At 68.8% G+C, this 23,438-nt stretch carries 19 protein-coding genes and 2 rRNA genes; 16 read left to right on the forward strand and 5 right to left on the reverse strand.

The window, feature by feature from the left end; genetic code table 11:
• Window positions 1–34 precede the first annotated feature (34 nt).
• From OHU35_RS24400 to OHU35_RS24445, 10 genes are all read left to right on the forward strand, one after another.
• A 23S ribosomal RNA gene (locus OHU35_RS24400) occupies window positions 35–3,156 on the forward strand.
• A gap of 91 nt (window positions 3,157–3,247) precedes the next feature.
• Window positions 3,248–3,364: ribosomal RNA gene (rrf, locus tag OHU35_RS24405) — 5S ribosomal RNA — on the forward strand.
• A 61-nt stretch (window positions 3,365–3,425) separates the two neighbouring features.
• Window positions 3,426–4,070 carry an HAD family hydrolase gene (locus OHU35_RS24410; protein WP_405506854.1) on the forward strand — a complete coding sequence of 215 codons (645 nt, stop codon included), beginning with the start codon at window positions 3,426–3,428 and terminating at the stop codon, window positions 4,068–4,070.
• 75 nt (window positions 4,071–4,145) lie between these two features.
• On the forward strand, window positions 4,146–5,375 hold the full coding sequence (locus OHU35_RS24415; RefSeq protein ID WP_189728246.1) for an MFS transporter: 1,230 nt from the start codon (window positions 4,146–4,148) through the stop codon (window positions 5,373–5,375).
• Entirely contained in the window at window positions 5,326–6,501 is a 1,176-nt protein-coding gene (locus OHU35_RS24420) for an acetoin utilization protein AcuC (RefSeq protein WP_405506855.1), read from the forward strand. Before OHU35_RS24415 ends, OHU35_RS24420 begins: the two co-directional genes overlap by 50 nt.
• 86 nt (window positions 6,502–6,587) lie before the next feature.
• Window positions 6,588–7,403 carry a phosphatase gene (locus tag OHU35_RS24425; protein WP_405506857.1) on the forward strand — a complete coding sequence of 272 codons (816 nt, stop codon included), beginning with the start codon at window positions 6,588–6,590 and terminating at the stop codon, window positions 7,401–7,403.
• Window positions 7,404–7,532: 129 nt separating this feature from the next.
• A complete protein-coding gene (locus OHU35_RS24430) occupies window positions 7,533–7,745 on the forward strand; it encodes a helix-turn-helix domain-containing protein (protein WP_004984898.1) in 213 nt (70 codons plus the stop codon).
• A 154-nt stretch (window positions 7,746–7,899) separates the two neighbouring features.
• Window positions 7,900–7,998: a 30S ribosomal protein bS22 gene (locus OHU35_RS24435; protein ID WP_003948845.1), complete on the forward strand. Its 99-nt coding sequence runs from the start codon at window positions 7,900–7,902 to the stop codon at window positions 7,996–7,998.
• A gap of 202 nt (window positions 7,999–8,200) precedes the next feature.
• Complete coding sequence (locus OHU35_RS24440) at window positions 8,201–9,262, forward strand: NAD-dependent epimerase/dehydratase family protein (protein WP_189728252.1); 1,062 nt, start codon at window positions 8,201–8,203, stop codon at window positions 9,260–9,262.
• Window positions 9,263–9,276: 14 nt separating this feature from the next.
• Window positions 9,277–10,332, forward strand: coding sequence for a lysophospholipid acyltransferase family protein (locus OHU35_RS24445; RefSeq protein WP_189728257.1), 1,056 nt, complete (start codon window positions 9,277–9,279; stop codon window positions 10,330–10,332).
• 49 nt (window positions 10,333–10,381) lie between these two features.
• On the opposite strand, the gene OHU35_RS24450 is transcribed toward OHU35_RS24445, so the two are convergent.
• The 3 genes from OHU35_RS24450 to OHU35_RS24460 form a co-directional block, all read right to left on the reverse strand.
• Entirely contained in the window at window positions 10,382–11,626 is a 1,245-nt protein-coding gene (locus OHU35_RS24450; RefSeq protein WP_405506860.1) for a DUF5667 domain-containing protein, read from the reverse strand.
• 235 nt (window positions 11,627–11,861) lie between these two features.
• A complete protein-coding gene (locus OHU35_RS24455; protein WP_405506862.1) occupies window positions 11,862–12,632 on the reverse strand; it encodes an ECF subfamily RNA polymerase sigma factor, BldN family in 771 nt (256 codons plus the stop codon).
• A gap of 349 nt (window positions 12,633–12,981) precedes the next feature.
• Window positions 12,982–13,899, reverse strand: a complete 918-nt coding sequence (locus OHU35_RS24460) for an HAD family phosphatase (RefSeq protein WP_189728263.1) — start codon at window positions 13,897–13,899, stop codon at window positions 12,982–12,984.
• A gap of 148 nt (window positions 13,900–14,047) precedes the next feature.
• Between OHU35_RS24460 and OHU35_RS24465 the strand changes: the two genes are divergently transcribed.
• From OHU35_RS24465 to OHU35_RS24485, 5 genes are all read left to right on the forward strand, one after another.
• Window positions 14,048–14,326 (forward strand): glutaredoxin family protein, encoded by a 279-nt coding sequence (locus OHU35_RS24465; protein WP_189728265.1) that lies wholly within the window; start codon window positions 14,048–14,050, stop codon window positions 14,324–14,326.
• A gap of 313 nt (window positions 14,327–14,639) precedes the next feature.
• Window positions 14,640–15,404 (forward strand): redox-sensing transcriptional repressor Rex, encoded by a 765-nt coding sequence (locus OHU35_RS24470; RefSeq protein WP_189728267.1) that lies wholly within the window; start codon window positions 14,640–14,642, stop codon window positions 15,402–15,404.
• Entirely contained in the window at window positions 15,401–17,155 is a 1,755-nt protein-coding gene (locus OHU35_RS24475; protein ID WP_189728269.1) for a glutamyl-tRNA reductase, read from the forward strand. The genes OHU35_RS24470 and OHU35_RS24475 overlap by 4 nt, the downstream gene beginning before the upstream one ends.
• Window positions 17,152–18,174, forward strand: coding sequence for a hydroxymethylbilane synthase (hemC, locus tag OHU35_RS24480; RefSeq protein WP_189728279.1), 1,023 nt, complete (start codon window positions 17,152–17,154; stop codon window positions 18,172–18,174). The genes OHU35_RS24475 and hemC overlap by 4 nt, the downstream gene beginning before the upstream one ends.
• Window positions 18,171–19,877, forward strand: a complete 1,707-nt coding sequence (locus OHU35_RS24485; protein ID WP_189728281.1) for a bifunctional uroporphyrinogen-III C-methyltransferase/uroporphyrinogen-III synthase — start codon at window positions 18,171–18,173, stop codon at window positions 19,875–19,877. The genes hemC and OHU35_RS24485 overlap by 4 nt, the downstream gene beginning before the upstream one ends.
• A 45-nt stretch (window positions 19,878–19,922) precedes the next feature.
• Here the strand turns inward: OHU35_RS24485 and OHU35_RS24490 are convergent, their stop codons facing one another.
• A complete protein-coding gene (locus tag OHU35_RS24490) occupies window positions 19,923–21,311 on the reverse strand; it encodes an FAD-binding oxidoreductase (RefSeq protein WP_359887706.1) in 1,389 nt (462 codons plus the stop codon).
• A gap of 294 nt (window positions 21,312–21,605) precedes the next feature.
• Here OHU35_RS24490 and hemB point away from each other — a divergent pair, with 294 nt between their 5' ends.
• Window positions 21,606–22,604 carry a porphobilinogen synthase gene (hemB, locus tag OHU35_RS24495; protein WP_189728285.1) on the forward strand — a complete coding sequence of 333 codons (999 nt, stop codon included), beginning with the start codon at window positions 21,606–21,608 and terminating at the stop codon, window positions 22,602–22,604.
• 3 nt (window positions 22,605–22,607) lie between these two features.
• On the opposite strand, the gene OHU35_RS24500 is transcribed toward hemB, so the two are convergent.
• The gene (locus OHU35_RS24500; RefSeq protein ID WP_405506866.1) at window positions 22,608–23,225 is read right to left on the reverse strand and encodes a DUF4232 domain-containing protein; all 618 of its coding nucleotides are present in this window, start codon (window positions 23,223–23,225) and stop codon (window positions 22,608–22,610) included.
• Between the last annotated feature and the right edge of the window lie 213 nt (window positions 23,226–23,438).

Raw genomic sequence — 23,438 nt, forward strand, 5'->3', positions numbered from 1 at the left:
GTTTGAGAACTGCACAGTGGACGCGAGCATCTGTGGCCAAGTTTTTAAGGGCGCACGGTGGATGCCTTGGCACCAGGAACCGATGAAGGACGTGGGAGGCCACGATAGTCCCCGGGGAGTCGTCAACCAGGCTTTGATCCGGGGGTTTCCGAATGGGGAAACCCGGCAGTCGTCATGGGCTGTCACCCGCTGCTGAACACATAGGCAGTGTGGAGGGAACGCGGGGAAGTGAAACATCTCAGTACCCGCAGGAAGAGAAAACAACCGTGATTCCGGGAGTAGTGGCGAGCGAAACCGGATGAGGCCAAACCGTATGCGTGTGAGACCCGGCAGGGGTTGCGTATACGGGGTTGTGGGATCTCTCTTCTGTTGTCTGCCGGCAACAGGACGAGTCAGAAACCGTTGATGTAGGCGAAGGACATGCGAAAGGTCCGGCGTAGAGGGTAAGACCCCCGTAGTCGAAACATCAGCGGCTCGTTTGAGAGACACCCAAGTAGCACGGGGCCCGAGAAATCCCGTGTGAATCTGGCGGGACCACCCGCTAAGCCTAAATATTCCCTGGTGACCGATAGCGGATAGTACCGTGAGGGAATGGTGAAAAGTACCGCGGGAGCGGAGTGAAATAGTACCTGAAACCGTGTGCCTACAAGCCGTGGGAGCGTCGGAGTGAAGACTTGTCTTCATTCTCGTGACTGCGTGCCTTTTGAAGAATGAGCCTGCGAGTTTGCGGTGTGTTGCGAGGTTAACCCGGGTGGGGAAGCCGTAGCGAAAGCGAGTCCGAATAGGGCGTTTTAGTAGCACGCTCAAGACCCGAAGCGGAGTGATCTAGCCATGGGCAGGTTGAAGCGGAGGTAAGACTTCGTGGAGGACCGAACCCACCAGGGTTGAAAACCTGGGGGATGACCTGTGGTTAGGGGTGAAAGGCCAATCAAACTCCGTGATAGCTGGTTCTCCCCGAAATGCATTTAGGTGCAGCGTCGTGTGTTTCTTGCCGGAGGTAGAGCACTGGATAGGCGATGGGCCCTACCGGGTTACTGACCTTAGCCAAACTCCGAATGCCGGTAAGTGAGAGCGCGGCAGTGAGACTGTGGGGGATAAGCTCCATGGTCGAGAGGGAAACAGCCCAGAGCATCGACTAAGGCCCCTAAGCGTACGCTAAGTGGGAAAGGATGTGGAGTCGCAGAGACAACCAGGAGGTTGGCTTAGAAGCAGCCACCCTTGAAAGAGTGCGTAATAGCTCACTGGTCTAGTGATTCCGCGCCGACAATGTAGCGGGGCTCAAGCGTACCGCCGAAGTCGTGTCATTGCAGCATAAGGGCCAACGCCTGCTGTGATGGGTAGGGGAGCGTCGTGTGCCGGGTGAAGCAGCCGCGTAAGCGAGTTGTGGACGGTTCACGAGTGAGAATGCAGGCATGAGTAGCGATACAAACGTGAGAAACGTTTGCGCCGATTGACTAAGGGTTCCTGGGTCAAGCTGATCTGCCCAGGGTAAGTCGGGACCTAAGGCGAGGCCGACAGGCGTAGTCGATGGATAACCGGTTGATATTCCGGTACCCGCTGTGAAGCGTCAAACATCGAGCATCGTGATGCTAAGGCCGTGAAGCCGTTCCGGACCCTTCGGGGAAAGGAAAGTGGTGGAGCCGCCGGACCAAGCGGTTAGTAGGTGAGTGATGGGGTGACGCAGGAAGGTAGTCCATCCCGGGCGGTGGTTGTCCCGGGGTAAGGGTGTAGGCCGTGCGATAGGTAAATCCGTCGTGCATGTGGCTGAGACCTGATGCCGAGCCGATTGTGGTGAAGTGGATGATCCTATGCTGTCGAGAAAAGCCTCTAGCGAGTTTCATGGCGGCCCGTACCCTAAACCGACTCAGGTGGTCAGGTAGAGAATACCGAGGCGTTCGGGTGAACTATGGTTAAGGAACTCGGCAAAATGCCCCCGTAACTTCGGGAGAAGGGGGGCCACATCTGGTGAGAGGACTTGCTCCTCGAGCTGGGGGTGGCCGCAGAGACCAGCGAGAAGCGACTGTTTACTAAAAACACAGGTCCGTGCGAAGCCGTAAGGCGATGTATACGGACTGACGCCTGCCCGGTGCTGGAACGTTAAGGGGACCGGTTAGTCACTCTTCGGGGTGGCGAAGCTGAGAACTTAAGCGCCAGTAAACGGCGGTGGTAACTATAACCATCCTAAGGTAGCGAAATTCCTTGTCGGGTAAGTTCCGACCTGCACGAATGGCGTAACGACTTCTCGACTGTCTCAACCATAGGCCCGGTGAAATTGCACTACGAGTAAAGATGCTCGTTTCGCGCAGCAGGACGGAAAGACCCCGGGACCTTTACTACAGTTTGATATTGGTGTTCGGTTCGGCTTGTGTAGGATAGCTGGGAGACTTTGAAACTCGCACGCCAGTGTGGGTGGAGTCGTCGTTGAAATACCAGTCTGGTCGTGCTGGATGTCTAACCTGGGTCCGTGATCCGGATCAGGGACAGTGTCTGATGGGTAGTTTAACTGGGGCGGTTGCCTCCTAAAGAGTAACGGAGGCGCCCAAAGGTTCCCTCAGCCTGGTTGGCAATCAGGTGTTGAGTGTAAGTGCACAAGGGAGCTTGACTGTGAGACCGACGGGTCGAGCAGGGACGAAAGTCGGGACTAGTGATCCGGCGGTGGCTTGTGGAAGCGCCGTCGCTCAACGGATAAAAGGTACCCCGGGGATAACAGGCTGATCTTCCCCAAGAGTCCATATCGACGGGATGGTTTGGCACCTCGATGTCGGCTCGTCGCATCCTGGGGCTGGAGTCGGTCCCAAGGGTTGGGCTGTTCGCCCATTAAAGCGGTACGCGAGCTGGGTTTAGAACGTCGTGAGACAGTTCGGTCCCTATCCGCTGTGCGCGTAGGAATATTGAGAAGGGCTGTCCCTAGTACGAGAGGACCGGGACGGACGAACCTCTGGTGTGCCAGTTGTTCTGCCAAGGGCATGGCTGGTTGGCTACGTTCGGGAGGGATAACCGCTGAAAGCATCTAAGCGGGAAGCCTGCTTCGAGATGAGTATTCCCACCTCCTTGAGAGGGTAAGGCTCCCAGTAGACGACTGGGTTGATAGGCCGGATATGGAAGCACGGTAACGTGTGGAGTTGACCGGTACTAATAGGCCGAGGGCTTGTCCTCAGTTGCTCGCGTCCACTGTGTTGGTTCTGAAACCACGAACAGCCCCATGCCAGGTCACGGTATGGTGCGGCAGTTTACAGTTTCATAGTGTTTCGGTGGTTTTAGCGTTAGGGAAACGCCCGGTTACATTCCGAACCCGGAAGCTAAGCCTTTCAGCGCCGATGGTACTGCAGGGGGGACCCTGTGGGAGAGTAGGACGCCGCCGAACAATTTTTCAAAGAAATCCCCGTGCCATTCGGCACGGGGATTTCTGCGTTTAGGGTCATGACATGAACTACGATCTCGTCATCTTCGACAACGACGGTGTCCTCGTCGACAGTGAGCCCATCTCCAACCGGCTGCTGGCCGCGTATCTCACCGAGCTCGGGCACCCGACCTCGTACGAGGAGTCCATTCGGGACTACATGGGGTCGGCGATGCACCGAATTCATGAGCTGGTTCTCGAGCGGACGGGACAGCGGTTGCCGGAGAGCTTCGACGACGTCTTTCACGCGCGGGTGTTCGCGGCGTTCGAGCAGGAGCTCGTGGCTGTGGCCGGGGCCTCCGGCGTCCTGGAGAAACTCGCCGCGGACGGGGTGCCGTACTGCGTGGCCTCGTCCGGGAGCCATGAGCGGATTCGGGTGGGGCATCGGACGACCGGGCTCGACCGGTGGTTCGACGAGAAGCGGATCTTCAGCTCGCAGGACGTCGGGCGGGGGAAGCCGGCTCCCGATCTGTTCCTGTACGCCGCCGAGCGGATGGGGGTCGCGCCGGAGCGGTGTGTCGTCGTCGAGGACAGTCCACTGGGGGTGCAGGCGGCGGTCGCGGCCGGGATGGACGTGTACGGGTTCACCGCCATGACACCGCCGGAGAAGCTCGCCGGCGCCACCCGGCTCTTCTCCGACATGGGGGAGCTGGCCGATCTTCTGGTGTGAGCCCGTGGAAGATGAGGCAAATTCATCTTTGGCTGGATCTACCCACGGGTAGGCCGGGGCCCTACGCTCGCCGCCATGACTGATGTGCTGCGGCGCGGCAGAGGTTCGTTGGCGTTCAGCTTCTTGGTGCAGGGGGTCGCCTTCGCTCTGCTCGTGACGCGGATCCCGGCCATCCAGGACCGGTACGGGGTGTCCGACGCGCTGCTGCCCGCCTTTCTGGCCGCCGTGCCGATCCTCGCCGGGGTCGGGAGCGTCAGCACCGAGCGGCTGGTGAAGCGGGTGCCGCCGAGCCGGCTGCTGCGGTGGTCCCAGCCCGTGGTGCTGCTGGCGCTGCTGGGGGTCGGGGCCGGGGAGCGGATGGTGGAGCTGGGGGTCGCGCTCGCGGCGTTCGGGCTCGCCGTCGGGGTGCTGGACGCGTCGATGAACATGCTCGGGGTGAGCCTGCAGCGGTCGTACGGGCGCAGCATCATGCTCAGTTTTCATGCGGTCTACAGCCTGGGCGGGATCGTCGGGGCCTCGCTGGCGTGGGTGGGGGCGCACTGGGATCTGGCGTTGTGGGTGTCGTATCTGCCGGTCGTGCTGGTGCTGTTGCCGGCTGTGCTGGTGGGGAGCCGGTGGTATGTCGACGGCGGCGACGCGGGTCCGGTGGCGGAGTCCGGGGTGGAGGGGAAGGCCGGCGGGGGGCAGGCCCTCGCGTTCAAGTTGCTGTTGCCGCTGTGTCTGGTGATGACCGTCGCGTACATCGGCGACTCGACGGTCTCCAACTGGAGCGCGAAGTATCTGCAGGACGTGCTGGGGAGCTCGGAGCAGATGGCGACGGTGCCGTACAACGTGTACATGGTCACCACGCTGGTGGGGCGGGCGTTGGGGGACTTCGGGGTGCGGCGGTTCGGGGCGGTCGCGGTCGTGCGGGCCGGGGCGCTGGTCGCGGCGGGTGGGTTCGCCGTGGTGGCGGTGGCGCCCGGGGCGTGGGTCGGGATGCTGGGGTTCACGCTGCTGGGGCTGGGGTTGTGTGTGCTGGTGCCGCAGACGTTCGCGGCGGCCGGCCGGCTGTTCCCGGGGGCTTCGGACGCGGCCGTCGCGCGGCTGAATGTCTTCAACTATGTGGGGTTCTTGATCGGTTCGCCGTTGGTGGGCGCGCTCGGTGATCTGTGGAGTTATCGCGGGGCCATGCTCGTGCCGATGGTGTTGGTGCTGGTGACGCTGGTGTACGCCCGTTCGTTCGCCGCTCAACCGGACCGATACGGTGGCGGGCATGAGCGGCCGCACACAGCTGATGTGGGACGAGGCAGTAACGGGCTATGACTTCGGTCCCGGGCATCCGATGGACCCGGTCCGGCTCGCGCTGACCCGGAGACTGGTCGATGCCTTCGGGCTGGACCGTGAGGTGGAGGTGGTCGCCGCGAAGGCGGCCGGGGAGTCGACGCTGCGGCTCGTCCACCGGGAGGACTACATCGAGGCGGTCAAGGCCGCGTCGGCGGAGCCCGGGGCGGCGGACCAGTCGTACGGGCTGGGGACGATGGACGATCCGGCCTTCGCCGGGATGCACGAGGTGTCGTCGCTGATCGCCGGGCAGTCGGTGGGGGCGGCGGAGGCCGTGTGGCGGGGAGAGACGGCGCACGCGGTGAACTTCGCGGGCGGGCTGCATCACGCGATGCCGGGCGGTGCGTCCGGGTTCTGCATCTACAACGACGCGTCGCTGGCGATCGCCCGGCTGCTGGAGCTCGGGGCCGAGCAGGTCGCCTACATCGATGTCGACGTGCATCACGGGGACGGGGTGCAGGCGGCGTTCTGGGACGATCCGCGGGTGCTGACGATCTCGCTGCACGAGCATCCCCGGACGCTGTTCCCGCAGACCGGGTGGCCGGAGGAGACCGGGGCGGACTCCGCGGAGGGCTCGGCGGTGAATGTGGCGCTGCCGGCCGGGACCGGGGACGCCGGGTGGCTGCGGGCGTTCCACTCCGTGGTGCCGGAGCTGATCGCCGATTTCCGGCCGCAGGTGCTGGTGACGCAACACGGGGCCGACACGCATTTCGAGGATCCGCTCGCGCATCTGGCCGTGTCGCTGGACGCGCAGCGGGCGGTGCAGGTGGCCTGTCACGACCTGGCGCACGAGTACGCCGACGGGCGGTGGGTGGCCCTGGGCGGGGGCGGCTACGCCGTGGTGGACGTCGTACCGAGGTCGTGGACGCATCTGGTCGCGATCGCGGCGCACCGGGAGGTGGAGCCCGAGGCGGTGATCCCCGAGGGGTGGCGGCAGGATGTGTTCGCGCGGACACGGCAGTTGGCCCCGGCGCGGATGACGGACGGGCGCTGGCCCGTGGAGTGGACCGGCTGGGAGGCGGGGTACGACCCGGCGGACCGGCTGGACCAGGCGGTGCTGGCGGCCCGGCGGGCGGTGTTCCCGCTGCGGGGGCTGCTGCCGGGGTGAGGCGCCCCTGGTAGGCCGGTAGGCCGACCGTGCGGTCTTCGCCGGTTCCCGGGACAGGTGAGGCCCTGGTCGCGGACGATCTTCTCGTGCTGACCCCCGAAGTTCTGCGTACGCACCTGGTGGGCGCACGCCTCGCCGGTACCGTGGCCACGTCGCGTGAGGAGAGCCTGCGCAGCTATCGGCTCTTCGCTGCCCGGGACCCCCGTGTGCTGCTCGGCATCGATCCCGAAGGGGCCTGGAAGCAGCGGGAGTTGATCGAGCTGATGGCGGACCGGTGCGGAGTTTCGGTCGATTCTCGGCGGACTTCCGGCCAGGACGTGATCGATCCGCAGCGGACGGTGGCCGCGCTGGACGCCTTCGCGGACCGTCTCGCCGATGCCGCCCAGCGGGGTGCTCCGGTGCTTCTCGGTACCGGGCACCCGCATCGGCTGCTCGGTTTCTACGCCGCTCTGGCAGACGCGCTGTCGGCGGCGGGGTGTGCGGTTCTCACCCCCGCGCAGGGTCGCTGTGTCGACATAACGACCCGGTTCGGCCTACGTACGTACAACCTCGACTACGTACGAGGAGTCGCGTTGGTGCGGGCGCCAGGGGTGGAACGCCCCGGTTGTGAGCCCGGCGCACATACGCACTCACCCCTCCCGGTTCGTACCGCGCTGGCCGCCGCGGCGGAGGCCGGCGGGCCCCTTCCCGAGCTGGTGATCGGGGACCACGGGTGGGTCTGCGGGGCAGGTCAGCTGGGGTTCGAGGCCATCGGGCCGGCCGATACGGACGACCCGGCCCCGTTCGTCGGGCAGGCGGAGGGGTCCGTGTCCGTCGTCGTTCCACTTGATGACGGCGTGCGATCTGATTACTACCTGCCGCTTACCCGCTACGTACTCAATCGGGCGTGTCTGTCACAGTAGGCCGTTGATGGGTGCACCTCTTCCCCACTCGCATCACAGGCCCCTACATTGGGGAGTGAGCACGCAGCGACGAAGAGTCACCGGAAGGGGAAGCCGGTGGCCGTCGAGTGCGGAAGGTTCAGGTGTGTCATGGCTGCAGCTGGCGAGAGGCCTCTGAACGAGGTTCAGTTCCTTACCGTGGCGGAAGTCGCCTCGGTGATGCGAGTGTCGAAGATGACCGTGTACCGGCTGGTGCACAGCGGTCATCTGCCCGCGATCCGTGTGGGGCGGTCTTTCCGCGTCCCGGAGCAAGCGGTTCACGAGTACCTTCGCGAGAGTTACGTGGGGGTGGAAACCGCCTGACGGCTGGGGCGGGGTGATCCCTCACAGGGCACTCGGGATCACCCTGGCCCCCTCGATTACGACCTCAGCGCTCGGGCGGGTAGGCTAGCCCCTCGTAGGTCGTATGGGCCCATGGCGCCCAGCACCGAGTGATGAGAAGTGAGCGAGGGTAGTCGTGGGCTCTGTTATCAAGAAGCGGCGCAAGCGGATGGCCAAGAAGAAGCACCGCAAGCTGCTCAAGCGCACGCGCGTTCAGCGTCGCAACAAGAAGTAAGTTCGCGACGCGGACGCCGCGAGAGCGTCGTTGTGGCCCCCCACCCACTGGTGGGGGGCCACACGTGTATCGCCACGTAAGTCCGGCCGCTTCCCGTCACTTCGCGCATCGGGCGGTCATCACAGCGCAATACCGAACCGCTAAGTTGGCCCCACGGGGGAACGCGGCGGGGACAAGAGGTTGTGGAAGGAAGGCGCTGATCTTGGGCAAGGTCGTGCTCGTGACCGGAGTGGCCCGCCAGCTGGGGGGCCGGTTCGTGAGGCGGATCCAGCGGGACCCCGAGGTGGACCGGGTGATCGCCGTGGACGCGGTGCCGCCCGAGCACCATCTGGGCGGCGCGGACTTCGTCCAGGCCGACATCCGGCAGCCCACGATCGCCCGGGTGCTGGCCGAGACGGCCGCCGACACGATCGTCCACCTCGACGTGACGGGCACCCCGCTGGGCAGCGGCAACCGGGCCTCCCTGAAGGAGACCAACGTCATCGGCACCATGCAGCTGCTCGGTGCCTGCCAGAAGTCCCCGGCCGTGCAGCGGCTGGTCGTGAAGTCCAGCACCAACGTCTACGGCTCCGCGCCCCGCGACCCCGCCGTCTTCACCGAGACGACCCCGCCCAAGTCCCTGCCCAGCGGCGGCTTCGCCAAGGACACGGTGGAGGTCGAGGGCTACGTCCGCGGCTTCGCGCGCCGCCGGCCCGACGTGGCCGTGTGCGTGCCGCGGTTCGCCAACATCCTGGGCCCGACCGCGGACACCCCGCTCGCCTCGTACTTCGCGCTGCCGGTCCTGCCGACCGTGTTCGGCTACGACCCCAGGCTGCAGTTCGTGCACGAGGACGATGTGATCGAGGTGCTGCGGATCGCCTCCCACGAGCCCCGGCGGGGCACGCTCAACAGCGGCACCTTCAACATCGCCGGCGACGGTGTCCTGCTGCTCTCCCAGTGCTCCCGGCGCCTCGGGCGCCCCACCGTGCCGCTGCCGCTCCCGGCCGTCACCTGGGCGGGCTCGCTGGTGCGTACGCTGGGGGTGACGGACTTCTCGCCCGAGCAGATCCGGCTGCTCACACACGGCCGGGTCGTGGCCACGGGTCAGATGCGCGAAACGCTGGGATTCCAGCCCAAATACACGACCGCGGAAACGTTCGCGGACTTCGCCCGCAGCCAGGGACCCGGACTTCTTCCGCCGGAGGCCCTTGCGGGGGCCGTCGACCGGATCGCCGCACTGCCCCTCGCGGGCGACGGCCACCCCCCGACGCAGAGCGCCAACTGAGGAGCGCATCAACGATGGCGGATGCCAAGGTCATTCCGTTCGACGACGACCGGTCCCGCGGAAGCGCCGTGCAGCGCCCCCAGCGGCGCCGGAGCGCGGGGAACCGCCGCTCGGGCACGGAGTCGCCGCCGGTCCGTGAGGTGCAGCCCCTGCCCACCAGGGCTGTTCCGCAGGATGATGTTCCTGTGACTTCTGAGGAGCAGCCGCCGGAGCGGTCCCAGGACGGCGAGGGCGGTCTGGAACGGCGGATCGCGGGCGGGCTCGCGTTCCTGCGCCGGCGCCTCACCGGGGACTACGAGGTCGACGACTTCGGCTACGACGAGGAGCTCACCGACCAGGTCCTGATGTCCCTGCTGCGCCCGCTGTACGACAAGTACTTCCGGGTCGAGGTGAAGGGCATCGAGAACATCCCGTCCGAGGGTGGCGCCCTGATCGTCGCCAACCACTCCGGCACGCTGCCGATGGACGGCCTGATGATGCAGGTCGCGGTGCACGACAACCATCCGGCGGGACGGCATCTGCGCCTGCTCGCCGCCGATCTGGTGTTCATGCTGCCGGTGGTCAACGAACTGGCCCGCAAGCTCGGCCACACCCTGGCCTGTGCCGAGGACGCGGCGCGGCTGCTGGAGCAGGGCGAACTGGTCGGGGTGATGCCGGAGGGCTTCAAGGGCCTCGGCAAGCCCTTCGCGGACCGGTACAAGCTCCAGCGCTTCGGCCGCGGGGGGTTCGTCTCGACGGCCCTGCGCGCCGGGACGCCGATCGTCCCCTGCTCGATCGTGGGGGCCGAGGAGATCTACCCGATGATCGGCAACGCCAAGACGGTCGCCCGCCTGCTGGGCTTTCCGTATTTCCCGGTCACGCCCACGTTCCCTTGGCTCGGACCGCTCGGCGCGATTCCGCTGCCGACCAAGTGGACGATCCAGTTCGGCGAGCCGATCCTCACGGACGGCTATCCGCCGGAGGCGGCCGAGGACCCGATGCTGATGTTCAACCTGACCGATCAGGTCAGGGAGCAGATCCAGCACACGCTGTACAAGCTGCTGGTGCAGCGGCGGTCGGTCTTCTTCTGATGCTTCGCCTACGGCGCTGGGCGCCCCTCACAGGGGCGCCCAGCGCCGTCTAGTGCGCGTCCTCGCCGTCGATGCCCAGGCCCGGCAGCAGGCCGGGCAGGAGCGGCGGGAGCGTCACGTCCGGCTTGGGGACGGGTGCGCTGCCGCCGGCCGACGGTGAGGTGCTCGCCTCACTGTCCTTCGGCGGGTCGAGCAGGCCGCCGGTGTTGCCGCCGAGCAGGCCCTCGCTGTCGCTGCCGGAGCCAGCCGAGCGGCTCGGACTGCCACTGCCACTGCCGGTGCTGCCCTTGTCGGCGCGCCCGCCGCCGCTCTTGCCGGGCTGCGCCGACCGGTCGGTGTCGGACGAGCCGCTGGAGGCCGACTCGGAGGCGCCCTGGCGCTTGCCTTCGCCGCCGTTCCCGGCGGGGGGCTCGGGGAGGAGGGAGCGCAGTGGGGCGACGTCCTCCTCTATGGCGTCGAACACCGACGACACCTGCTCACTGACGTCCCCGAGCTGGACGGGGAGCCTCTCGCGCAGTTCGCCCCAGGCCTCGCGGTGGGAGCGGGAGAACGCCGACAGGGCCTGCATGGGGCCCAGGGAGTCCGGGTCGTGCTCGTACGCCTCGCTCAGCAGCCGGTGGCCTTCGGACGCGTCGTGCCGCATGCCGGACAGGGCGCGGCGGATCTCGCCGAGGGACTCGTGGTCCAGGGGGCCGCTGCGGCCGCGCTCCATCAGGCGGCGGGCTTCGCTGAGCCGGGTGGAGGCGTGGTCGAGGTAGACCCGGCCGCGCTCGTCGGCGCTGTCGGCGAGGCCGAGTTTCACGTCCTCGATGCCGCGCTTGAGCCCGTAGAGCGAATCGCCCGGCAGGGCGTCGGAGCTGGCGGCGGAGACTCCGCCGAAGGCGCTCGCGGCCACTCCGACACTGAGCCCGCCCGCGGTGAGGCCCTTGGCGAGCCGGGAACGCGGCCGGAATTTCTTCAGTGAGTCGGCGCGGTGGGCGCCACGGGAGCGCTGTCCGGGGACCGCTCGGTCCGTCGCCCCGCCTCCTGCGGTGCCCTCCTGGAGCATGGCCTCGAACGCGGCCACCAGCTGGGCCCGCTGGACGACCTTGACCTCCGGGTCGAGCTCCGGCTTGGGCAGCGCGTCGAGACCGGAGGCGAGCGCCGTGAGGCGTGCCGGTTCGGTCTGTTCCGCGGGTGCCGGGGCCGGTGCCGAACCTTCGGGCTGCTCGGCCGCCGTGCCCTGCTCGGACTGCTCCTCCAGGGCCTGGGCGAAGGCGTTCGCCCGCCGGTGTGCCGATACGTTCGCGATCACTGGCGGCACCTCCTCTCGTCATGACGGTCGACTCCCCAGGGGGTCCTGAGGGTTGCACACCCTGACCACAGCCACACGATCGAGTGATCGAGGTCGGCCAGGGGTGACCACAGGGAGCCTGCATCCCTCACAACGAGCGGCGCGGCACTTGGGTTACGGACTCCGGCTGATCGGATGCCGAAGTCAACGGACTGTCACGGAACGTGAGTTGGGTGTCGCCGAGCGTGCGGTCCGGTCAGCGGGCGTCTTCCGGGAGGAGCCGGGCGAGGGTGCGGACGGCCCGGTACTGGAGGGTCTTGATGGCGCCCTCGTTCTTGCCCATCACGCGGGCGGTCTCGGCGACGGAGAGGCCCTGGAGGAAGCGGAGTGTCACGCACTCCTGCTGCTGGGGGTTGAGTCGCCGTACGGCGTCGAGCAGGGCGGCGTTGGAGAGGGACTCCAGGACGGAGTCCTCGGGGGAGCGCTCGACCTCGTTGGCGTCGAGCATCTCGCCGGTGGTGACCTCGAGGCGGAAGCGGCTGGACTTGAAGTGGTCCGCGACGAGGTTGCGGGCGATGGTGACCAGCCAGGCGCCGAAGTCGCGGCCCTGCCAGGTGAACGTGCCGATGCGGCGCAGGGCGCGCAGAAAGGTCTCGCTGGTGAGGTCCTCGGCTGTCGCCTTTCCCCCGACCCGGTAGTAGATGTACCGGTACACGGTGTCGCTGTACTGGTCGTAGAGACGGCCGAAGGCGTCGGCCTCGCCGGCCTGGGCGCGCTCCACCAGGTCCATCATGCGGGCGCTGTCGCTGTCCGCCGCGGGCCGTCGGGCGGCGGCCCCGCCGGACGGGCGCCCTCGTCTGCCGACCGCGGCGCTGCCGTCGGCCAGTGCGTAGCAAGGGCCTACGGGTGCGGCGGTGGCGAATGCGGGGACGGCGGACGCGGTGGGGACGAAGCCGCGCAACAGGTCGAGGACCGTTGCGCGCAGCGTAGCCAGGCCCGAGGCGTCAACCCCGACGTGTGGGTACACGGGACTCCCAGAGGCAGAGCTTCCATCACGTGCAGTGCGGGACCTTTCACCCGTCGTAGCGACGGAGGGGTACCGGTTTGCGTCTGAGGAGAATAACGCTTCGTACAGGCTCTGCTACACCGAGTTGCTCAAATCATCGATTACGTCGCTTCCGTAACCGATTGACGCCGAATCAAGTGCCGGATTGTGAACGGATGTTGATCGGAAGGGTTCGGATTGCGGCTGAGTCCAGGGCGTGTTGTGGCCGTGTGCAGCCAAGAGGACTGGATACGAGGTTTTGGGGGTACGCCAGTTGGATTTACGGGCGTGGTCATCCCGCAAACGATGGTGTCCCGGATTGATCGGGTCGTCAGCGGCGACGGCGGTGCAGGGCGATCGCGGCCGCCGTTCCGCCGGCCACGGCTCCCACGCCGGCCGCCGCGGGGATGCCGACCTTGGCCGCCTTGCGGCCCGTGCGGTAGTCGCGCAGGCGCCAGTCCAGCTCGCGGGCGTGCCTGCGCAGCTTGGAGTCCGGGTTGATGGCGTAGGGGTGGCCGACCAGGGACAGCATCGGGATGTCGTTGTGCGAGTCGCTGTAGGCGGCGCAGCGGGTCAGGTCCAGGCCCTCCGCCGCGGCCAGCGCGCGGACCGCCTCGGCCTTCGCGGGGCCGTGCAGCGGTTCGCCGACGAGCTTGCCCGTGTAGACGCCGTCGACCGACTCGGCGACCGTGCCCAGGGCGCCGGTCAGGCCCAGGCGGCGGGCGATGACCTGGGCGATCTCGACGGGGGCCGCCGTCACCAGCCAGACCTTCTGGCCCGCGTCCAGGTGGGCCTCGGCGAGGGCGCGGGTGCCGGGCCAGATGCGCTCGGCCATGTACTCGTCGTAGATCTCCTCGCCGATCGACTGGAGTTCGGCGACGCGGTGGCCCTTGACGATCGACAGGGCCGAGTCGCGGGCCTCCTGCATGTGCTCGGGGTCCTCGACGCCGGCCAGCCGGAACCATGCCTGCTGCCAGGCGAACTTCGCGAGGTCGCGGGTCTCGAAGAACTTCCGCTTGTACAGCCCTCGCCCGAAGTGGAAGAGCGCGGCGCCCTGCATGACGGTGTTGTCCAGGTCGAAGAAGGCGGCGGCCTGGTCGTCGCCGTGGACCGGGAACTGCGGTTCCTCGGTCGTGCCGGAAGCTTCCTGCGAGGATTTGCGGGCTGCCTCCGCCGAGGCCTCGCCTGCCAAAACGCTCCGCGCCGTGGCGGAGCGCCTACGGGGAGTGAGCCATCCGAGAGCGGCCATGGCGTGAGCATAGCCAGTTTGTTCGGGGGTTCCGGAGTCGAGAGGTTTGGAGCCTGTGAACTCTCGGCGAGCGTGTCGTTAAAGATGCCGCTCGGGGAGGGTGGGGAGGACGCGGAGGGCGGGGTCGGCGTGTCCCGGGCGCGCGACAATGGCTGACATGAGTCCCCTCTTTCGTCGTACGCCCCCTCGGGAGCGGCTCGTCACCCTGATCCGCAAGCCCGGATGTCATCTGTGTGATGACGCGCAGGTCGTTGTGGAGAAGGTGTGCGGTGATCTCGGAGTCCCCTGGGAGCAGAAGGACATCACCGAGGATCGGGAGCTGCACGACCAGTACTGGGAGCAGATCCCGGTTGTGCTGGTGGATGGCAGGCAGCACACGTTCTGGCGCGTGAACGAGGGGCGCCTGCGCAAGGCCCTGACCGACTGAGTCCGGCCGCTGAGCGACTGACCGAGCAGTACAAAGCGGTCGGTGAGGTCGCTTAGGATCGACGGTGGCTGGTCTCGGGGGCGGGATACACAGAGGAGAGTGTGCGGTTTTGCCCCCAGAAGCGAAGGAACGACGGCGCTTGTGCGCCGGTTCCCCGGGAGTGCGCCGGGGGCGCGTGAGCCCGGTCACGTTGGGCGGGCAAAACGGACACCATCTTTGTGCACGCGTTCACAAAGACATAGCCTGCTTTCGACGGGGCGGTCATGTAGGGACGTATGACCGCCTACAGCCCCGCTCTACCCGCAGGAGCACCGTGGCAACTGGCCGAACTCACCGACCGGCGACCCGCAGCCGAGGGATTCCCGAGGCCACCGTCGCCCGGCTTCCGCTGTATCTCCGCGCTCTGACCGCGCTGTCGGAGCGCTCGGTACCCACGGTCTCCTCCGAGGAGCTCGCGGCCGCCGCGGGGGTCAACTCCGCGAAGCTGCGCAAGGACTTCTCGTACCTGGGGTCGTACGGCACGAGGGGTGTCGGCTACGACGTCGAGTATCTCGTCTACCAGATCTCCCGCGAACTGGGCCTCACCCAGGACTGGCCGGTTGTGATCGTCGGTATCGGTAACCTCGGCGCCGCGCTCGCCAACTACGGCGGGTTCGCCTCCCGCGGCTTCCGGGTCGCCGCGCTGATCGACGCCGACCCGGCCATGGCCGGCAAGCCCGTCGCCGGTATCCCCGTGCAGCACTCCGACGACCTGGAGAAGATCATCCAGGACAACGGCGTGTCGATCGGTGTCATCGCCACCCCCGCCGGTGCCGCCCAGGCCGTCTGCGAGCGGCTCGTGGCCGCCGGTGTCACCTCCATCCTGAACTTCGCGCCGACCGTGCTGTCCGTCCCGGACGGGGTCGACGTGCGCAAGGTCGACCTCTCCATCGAGCTGCAGATCCTCGCCTTCCACGAGCAGCGCAAGGCCGGCGAGGAGGCCGCCGCCTCCGACGGGGGCGCCCCGGCCGTCGCCGCCCGCAGCGAGTCCGCCGACCAGGGGCCTGACGGGGACCTGCCCGCCGTGATGCCGGCATGAGCCTTCTCGTCGTCGGACTCAGTCACCGCAGCGCCCCGGTCAGCGTCCTGGAGCGGGCCTCGCTGAACGCGGACGCGCAGGTCAAGCTGCTGCAGGACACGGTCGCCGCCGAGCCGGCCACCGAGGCCGCGCTGCTCGCCACCTGCAACCGCATCGAGCTCTACGCCGACGTGGACAAGTTCCACGCCGGTGTCGCCGAGCTGTCCACGCTGCTCGCCCAGCACAGCGGCGTCGGCCTCGAGGAGCTCACCCCCTATCTCTACGTGCACTACGAGGACCGGGCCGTCCACCACCTGTTCTCGGTGGCCTGCGGGCTGGACTCGATGGTCGTCGGCGAGGGACAGATCCTCGGCCAGATCAAGGACTCCCTGGCCCGGGCCCAGGACCTGCACTCCGCGGGCCGCCTGCTGAACGACCTGTTCCAGCAGGCCCTGCGGGTCGGAAAGCGCGCCCACTCCGAGACCGGCATCGACCGCGCGGGGCAGTCCCTGGTCACCTTCGGCCTGGAGCAGCTGGCGCAGGGCGGTGACATACAGGCATGGGCCCGGGGCAAGAAGGCCCTGGTCATCGGGGCCGGCTCGATGTCCTCCCTGGCGGCGGCGACGCTCGCGCGTGCCGGTGTCGCCGAGGTCGTCGTCGCCAACCGGACCCTCGACCGGGCCGAGCGCCTCGCCCAGATCCTCATGGAGGGCGACGACACGGACGTGGCGGCCCGCGCGGTCCCGATGGAATCGGTGCCGGCCGAGCTGACACGTGCCGACGTCGCCGTCTCCTGTACCGGCGCGACCGGCCTGGTCCTGACGGCGGACGCCATCGCCGCCGCAGCGGAGGGCCGTACGGCCGTGCTGTGGGCCGAGGCCGATGGTGAGGAGCCGGACCGCGCGGCGGGGCCCGACGGACAGCGGGGCAACCTGCCGGCCACCAGCCTCGGCAACGAGGACGGCTGTCCGCTCGACCTGGCCTCGGTGCAGAACACCGCGGGATTCTCCGTGCTGGGCGAGGCGGCCGTGGCCGGGATGGCCGCCGCCGATCTCGAACAGCACGCGGCGTGGGTGGACAACGGCGCGGTGGGCGGCGCCCAGCGGACGGCGGGCGCACCGGCCAGGCCGGGGACGATCGACCCGCTCGATCCCGCCCCGGACGCCGACGCCATCGCCGCGCTCGCCGCGACCGTGGCCACCGTCGGGCGGATCCCCGAGCGGCGCCGGCCCGAGCCGGTCGAGGAGCCGCCGCGGCCGCAGCCCGTGCTCTTCCTGCTGGACCTGGCGATGCCGCGCGACATAGACGCGGCCGTGCACCGGCTCGCCGGGGTGCGGCTGGTGGACATCGAATCGCTGGCGGAAGCCTCCGCGGGCGCTCCGATGGCTGCCGATGTGGACCAGGTCCGGCGTATCGTCTCCGACGAGGTCGCGGCCTTCGGGGCAGCACTGCGGGCCGCGCACATCACGCCGACCGTGGTCGCCCTGCGCACCATGGCCGCCGATGTCGTGGCAGGCGAGATCGCCCGGCTGGACGGAAGGCTGCCCGGCCTCGACGACAAGCACCGCGCGGAGATCACCCAGACCGTGCGGCGCGTGGTCGACAAACTGCTGCACGCGCCGACCGTCCGGGTCAAGCAGCTCGCGGCAGAGCCCGGCGGCGCCGGGTACGCGGACGCGCTGCGGACCCTGTTCGACCTCGACCCCGAGACGGTGGCCGCCGTCTCCCGCGCCGAGGACAGCACTACCGAGAAGAACCGAGGGCCGGCATGAACGACACGCGGGAGCCGCGGGGACGCGCCGCACCGGCTGAAGCGTCCCCCCGTCGAGCGGATGAAGCAGGGGCACTACGGCTCGGTACCCGCCGGAGCAGGCTCGCCATGGCCCAGTCCGGGCAGGTGGCCGAGGCCGTGACCCGGGTGACCGGGCGGCCCGTGGAGCTCGTCGAGATCACCACGTACGGCGACACCTCGCGCGAGCAGCTCGCCCAGATCGGCGGCACCGGCGTGTTCGTGACCGCCCTGCGCGACGCACTGCTCAAGGGCGAGGTCGACTTCGCGGTGCACTCGCTGAAGGACCTGCCGACCGCGCAGCCCGACGACCTGGTCGTGGCGGCCGTACCCGTGCGGGAGGACCCGCGGGACGTGATCGTCGCCCGGGACGCGCTGAAGTTCACCGACCTGCCGAGCGGGGCCCGCATCGGTACGGGTTCGCCGCGCCGCATGGCCCAGCTCAACTCGTACGCGCGCGGCCACGGACTGGACATAGCGACGGTCCCGATCCGCGGCAACGTCGACACCCGGATCGGATACGTGCGGGGCGGTGAGCTCGACGCCGTCGTGCTGGCCGCCGCCGGACTGAACCGGATCGGCCGCGGTGACGAAGTGACCGACTTCCTGTCGGTCGACACGGTTTTGCCCGCCCCCGGCCAGGGGGCTCTCGCGATCGAGTGTGCCGCAGGCAATGCGGACCTCGTCGCCGCGCTCGCCGAACTCGACGACCCGTTCACGCGGGTCGCCGTGACGGCCGAGCGGTCACTGCTCGCCGCCCTGGAGGCCGGCTGCAGCGCTCCCGTGGGCGCTTTGGCCGACTTGCTGGCCGACGGGCAGATTGTCAAGGAAATGCGCCTGCGCGCCGTCGTCGGTACGACCGACGGCACGCGCATGGTGCAGCTGTCCACCACCGGTCCCGTGCCCGAGACGCACGACGGGGCAATGGCGCTCGGTCGCGAACTCGCGGCCGAGATGCTCGCCCAGGGCGCGGCCGGTCTGATGGGGGAGCGAGCACATTGAGCCCCACCACCCTTTCCGCCGGTCCTGAACACGGGCACGTCACCTTCCTGGGTGCCGGACCCGGAGATCCGGGACTGCTTACTCTGCGCGCCGTAGAGGCGCTGGCGAGCGCGGACGTTCTCGTCGCCGAGCACGAGGTGCTCGACGTCGTACGTCAGCACGCCAGGCAGGGCGTCTCCGAAGTGCACACGGATTCGGATCCTTCCCAGGATCCGGCGCCGGGCACAGGAACGCCCCAGCTGACGGTAGTTGACGGCACGTCAACCACCGCCGCGGTCCCCGCGGTGCGGGATGCCGCACATCTTGTCATGGAGGCCGCGCGGGGCGGCAGGCGGGTCGTGCGTGCGGTGTCCGGTGACCCGGGCCTCGACACGTACGCCGCCGAGGAGATGCTGGCGTGCGCCGCCGCCGGGGTGCCTTTCGAGGTCGTCCCCGGTATCGCGAGCGCCGTCGGTGTGCCCGCGTACGCCGGTGTGCCGCTGCGCGACGCGCAGGGCGCGGACGTGCGGTTCGTGGACGCGCGGACGGCGTCGGACCGGTGCTGGACGGAGGTCGGGGCGTCGGACGGCACGGTGGTCGTGTCCACCACGCTGGACTCCGTCGCCGCGGCGGCCGGCGAGCTGGTCTCCGCGGGCCGCAAGCCGGACACCCCGATGACGGTCACCGTCGCCGGTACGACCACCCGGCAGCGCACCTGGACCGCCACGCTCGGCACGATCGCGCAGACGCTGAAGCAGGCCAAGGTGCTGCCGTCGCCGGACGGCGGCCGGCCGGTGATAGCCGTGGTCGGTGAGCGTTCCGCCGCCGCCCAGCGCGACCAGCTCTCGTGGTTCGAGTCCAAGCCGATGTTCGGCTGGAAGGTGCTCGTGCCGCGCACGAAGGAGCAGGCGGCGTCGCTCTCCGACCAGCTGCGGTCGTACGGTGCCGTGCCGCACGAGGTGCCGACCATCGCCGTCGAGCCGCCGCGCACGCCCCAGCAGATGGAGCGGGCGGTCAAGGGGCTCGTGACGGGCCGCTACGAGTGGATCGCCTTCACCTCGGTGAACGCGGTCAAGGCCGTGCGGGAGAAGTTCGAGGAGTACGGGCTCGATGCCCGGGCCTTCGCGGGCATCAAGGTCGCGGCGGTCGGCGAGCAGACGGCCAAGGCGCTGATCGCCTTCGGTGTGAAGCCGGACCTGGTGCCGAGCGGGGAGCAGAGCGCCGCCGGTCTGCTGGAGGACTGGCCGCCGTACGACCCGGTCTTCGACCCGATCGACCGGGTGTTCCTGCCGCGGGCCGACATCGCCACGGAGACGCTGGTCGCCGGGCTGATCGAGCTGGGCTGGGAGGTCGACGACGTCACGGCCTACCGGACCGTGCGGGCCTCGCCGCCGCCGGCGGAGACGCGTGAGGCGATCAAGGGCGGTGGGTTCGACGCCGTGCTGTTCACGTCGTCGTCGACCGTGCGGAACCTGGTCGGTATCGCCGGCAAGCCGCACAACGTGACCGTGATCGCGTGTATCGGCCCGGCCACGGCGAAGACCGCCGAGGAGCACGGGCTCCGGGTGGACGTCATGGCGCCCGAGCCGTCCGTGCACAAGCTGGCCGAGGCGCTGGCCGACTTCGGCGCGAAGCGCAGAGCTGCCGCTGTTGAGGCCGGGGACGCAGTCACCCGGCCGAGCGAGCGGCGGCCGGGGGCGCGGCGGCGGCGTTCGACGACGTGAATCCGAGCCGGTAGGGCGACGGCGGACCGAGGATGTGGGCTGCGGCTACGCGGGAGTCACCGCGTGGCCGTAGCGCAGCAGGTTCGCCGGGTCGTAGGTGGCCTTGTCGTGGCGTAGGCGTGCGTAGACCTCCGGGGTCCAGGCGCGGGCGATGTCCTGTTCGTCGCCCGGGGTGCCGTGGATGTTGACCATGGTGTGGCCCGTCCCGTAGGGGGCCATCGCGCTGTAGAGCCGTGCCGTCGCCTGTTCGAGGGCCTCGGCGGCGGGCGGGGCGGCCAGGATGCCGACCGAGTCGACGAAGTACTGGGCGTCGCGGGAGCAGACGGCGTCCTCGACGGCGGACGGGCGGGCCATCGCGCCGCCCATGTGACGTACCTCGACCATCAGCAGGGGATAGTCGGCACCGGCCGTGGGGCCGGCCTGCTCCAGGAACGTGCGGATGGCGTCGGGGGTCAGGTCGCGCAGGAGCAGGCAGGACTCCCTCGCGGGGAGCGGGTCCTGGGGTTCCATGTGGATTCGGTCCAGGGCCGCGTGGTCCATGACCTCGACCGTGTCGACGGCCACGGGGGCGGCTGCGCGGAGCGGTGCGATCAGGGCCTCGCCCTCGGCCGGGAGGCCGGGCCAGGCGATCGCCACGCGGGCCCAGAAGCCGCCGCGCAGGGGCTCCGGGATCTGGGGGATCGGGGGGAGGCGCAGGATCGTGAACGCGCTGCACATCTCGTCCGGGACGGTGCGGGTCCAGTCCGCCCAGGTCTGGAGGAGAGCTTCCGTGTGCTCGCCCGGGCAGTAGATGCCGCCGCCGTAGAGGCGGGGGAGGGGGAGCAGGTCGGTCACGAGCGAGGTGACGACGCCTACGTTGCCCTTGCCGCCGCGCAGGGCCCAGAACAGTTCCGGTTCGTGCTCGGGGTCCGTCTCGCGCAGCAGGCCGTCCGGGGTGACGACCTGGAAGGAACGGACCAGGTCGGCGGCGTAGCCGTAGGCGCGGCCGAGGACCGGGAGTCCGCCGCCGAGGGTGTAGCCGATGACGCCCGCGTCCGTGGAGGTGCCGCTGAGGCCGGCCAGGCCGTGGGGGGCGGCCGCGGCCATGACGTGGCTCCACTTCGCGCCCGCGGCGATGGTGGCGGTGCGGGAGGTGGGGTCTATCCGCACGTCGGTCATGCGGGCGGTGTTGATCAACAGGCCCTGTTCGATGGGGAAGTTGGCGCCGTGGCCGGTCGCCTGGACGGCTACGGGGGTGTCGGTGGCCTTCGCCCAGCGCATGGCGGTGACGATGTCGTCGGGGCCGGTGGCTCCTATGACGATGTCGGGGGTGTGCAGGGCGGCCAGGTTGAAGCCGGTGACTTCGTCGGCGTAGGCGGGGTCGCCGGGGCGTAGGACCGGGCCGTGTATGTCCGACAGGGCGAAAAGGTCGGGAATGTGGTGGGGGGCGGTCATCGCGTCCTCCGTGGATGGGCGTACGGAGGGACGGCGGCGGCGGGGTGGTGGGGCCAGGCCGTCGGGGTCCTTTTCCTTTGATTTCAGGATGGACCTGGGTGGGTGGGGGCGCATTGTGGGGCTGTGGGCTTCATGGTGCTCTGCGTTGGGGCTGAGGCGCGGGTGGGTGCGCAGCCCGGCGTAGCGGGGTGCCGCCTCTTTGGGACGGGCGCCGCCCTCAGCGGCACGATTGCCCGCGGTTACGCGACAGGGCGTCGGCATCGGGACGTTTCGGGCGGGCGTAGCGTAGGTGGCATGACGACGTACGGATCTTTTCCCGGTACTCGGCCGCGGCGTTTGCGGAGTAACCCCGTCATGCGTCGGATGGTTGCCGAGACCCGGCTCCACCCCGCCGATTTCATCCTTCCGGCCTTCGTGCGCGAGGGCGTCAGTGAGCCGGTGCCGATCGGGGCCATGCCCGGGGTCGTGCAGCACACGCGCGACAGTCTGAAGAAGGCCGCCGCGGAGGCGGTCGCGGCGGGGATCTCCGGGATCATGCTGTTCGGCGTGCCGGAGGAGTCGAAGAAGGACGCCCTCGGGACGCCGGGGACCGACCCGGACGGGATTCTTCAGGTCGCCCTGCGGGACGTGCGGGCCGAAGTGGGGGACGACCTGCTGGTCATGTCCGATCTGTGTCTCGACGAGACGACCGACCACGGGCACTGCGGGGTGCTGGACGCCGAGGGGCGGGTCGACAACGACGCGACCCTGGAGCGGTACGCCGAGATGGCCCAGGTGCAGGCCGATGCCGGGGCCCATGTGGTCGGGCCCAGCGGGATGATGGACGGGCAGGTCGGGGTCGTCCGTGACGCCCTGGACCAGATCGGCCGCGAGGATGTGGCCATCCTCGCCTACACCGCCAAGTACGCCTCCGCGTTCTACGGGCCGTTCCGGGAGGCCGTCGGCTCCTCCCTGCGGGGGGACCGGAAGACGTACCAGCAGGATCCCGCGAATGTGCGGGATTCGATGCGGGAGCTCGCCCTCGATCTCGAGGAGGGCGCCGACATGGTGATGGTCAAGCCGGCCGGGCCCTACCTGGACATCCTCGCCCGGGTCGCGGACGCCGTGGACGTGCCCGTCGCCGCATACCAGATCTCCGGTGAGTACTCGATGATCGAGGCCGCCGCCGAGAGGGGCTGGATCGACCGGGACCGGGCGATCATGGAGGCCCTGACCGGCATCCGGCGGGCCGGTGCGCGGAACATCCTCACCTACTGGGCCACGGAGGCGGCCCAGAAGCTGAACCGTCAGTAGGACTCAGTAGGACAGCGCGTCGTCCATGTCCCGCAGCCAGTACGTGGCCGACAGGGAGCTGTCGTAGTACACGCCCTTGGCCGGGAGGGACGGGAGCGCCGAGGGGCCGCCGCTGCTGTTCGGCGTGCGGCCCTGGAAGCCGACCTCGAGCTTGTGGCCGGTGGTGCCGCCGTCGCCGCTGCCGTCGGCCGCCGACAGCAGGACGCCCGCGTAGCCGGACTCGCCGGGGGCCAGGGTCGTCACCGCCTGCGGCTTGGAGTCCTCGATCGGCCGCGGGGCCCACTGCATCTCGTCGAAGCGCAGCACCGGGTAGTAGGTGAGGTCGCACATCTTCGAGCCGGTGTTCCTGACCGTGATCAGCATGTGGTTGAGCGGGCGGCGGACCGGCTGGGCGGTGACGGTGGTGTTGGTGCCGTTGCAGGAGACACGGGCGGCGGGGGCCGCTTCGGACTTCGTGCCCTTCGCGTCGGTGGCCGTCTGCTGGGGCGCGGTGGTCGCCGTCGTCGACGACGTCAACTGAGGCTTGGCCGCGCCCTCGTCCTGCGTGCCCGTGCCGTCCTCGCACGCCGTGAGGGCGAGTGCGGCCAGGAGGGCTACGGGGAGGGCGTGGTGCTTGCGCATGGGTGGGTTCCCTTTCGGACAAAGGCGGTTGGCGAGAAGGCCCGAGCGAGCCGCCGACCGGTCGGCCGGGAGCGGCGTGCTTGGATGACCAGAGCTTGTGCGGTGATCCGTCCCGGCCGCCACACCCGGCGGATCATCAGGGACGCTGGAACGCCCGTACATGCTGTGACCTGGGGAAACGTCTCTGCTCTGGAACGGGTGAATGGGACATGG

The organism is Streptomyces purpurascens (assembly GCF_045040895.1).
In the GTDB taxonomy this organism is placed as follows: domain Bacteria; phylum Actinomycetota; class Actinomycetes; order Streptomycetales; family Streptomycetaceae; genus Streptomyces; species Streptomyces purpurascens.

Excerpts from the sequence above, each read along its gene's own strand:
- OHU35_RS24445 (WP_189728257.1), top strand. The coding sequence starts at position 9,277 with ATGGCGGATGCCAAGGTCATTCCGTTCGACGACGACCGGTCCCGCGGA.
- OHU35_RS24490 (WP_359887706.1), bottom strand. The coding sequence starts at position 21,311 with ATGACCGCCCCCCACCACATTCCCGACCTTTTCGCCCTGTCGGACATA.
- OHU35_RS24475 (WP_189728269.1), top strand. The coding sequence starts at position 15,401 with ATGAGCCTTCTCGTCGTCGGACTCAGTCACCGCAGCGCCCCGGTCAGC.
- hemB (WP_189728285.1), top strand. The coding sequence starts at position 21,606 with ATGACGACGTACGGATCTTTTCCCGGTACTCGGCCGCGGCGTTTGCGG.
- OHU35_RS24500 (WP_405506866.1), bottom strand. The coding sequence starts at position 23,225 with ATGCGCAAGCACCACGCCCTCCCCGTAGCCCTCCTGGCCGCACTCGCC.
- hemC (WP_189728279.1), top strand. The coding sequence starts at position 17,152 with ATGAACGACACGCGGGAGCCGCGGGGACGCGCCGCACCGGCTGAAGCG.
- OHU35_RS24420 (WP_405506855.1), top strand. The coding sequence starts at position 5,326 with ATGAGCGGCCGCACACAGCTGATGTGGGACGAGGCAGTAACGGGCTAT.
- OHU35_RS24460 (WP_189728263.1), bottom strand. The coding sequence starts at position 13,899 with ATGGCCGCTCTCGGATGGCTCACTCCCCGTAGGCGCTCCGCCACGGCG.
- OHU35_RS24410 (WP_405506854.1), top strand. The coding sequence starts at position 3,426 with ATGAACTACGATCTCGTCATCTTCGACAACGACGGTGTCCTCGTCGAC.
- OHU35_RS24430 (WP_004984898.1), top strand. The coding sequence starts at position 7,533 with ATGGCTGCAGCTGGCGAGAGGCCTCTGAACGAGGTTCAGTTCCTTACC.
- OHU35_RS24465 (WP_189728265.1), top strand. The coding sequence starts at position 14,048 with ATGGCTGACATGAGTCCCCTCTTTCGTCGTACGCCCCCTCGGGAGCGG.
- OHU35_RS24415 (WP_189728246.1), top strand. The coding sequence starts at position 4,146 with ATGACTGATGTGCTGCGGCGCGGCAGAGGTTCGTTGGCGTTCAGCTTC.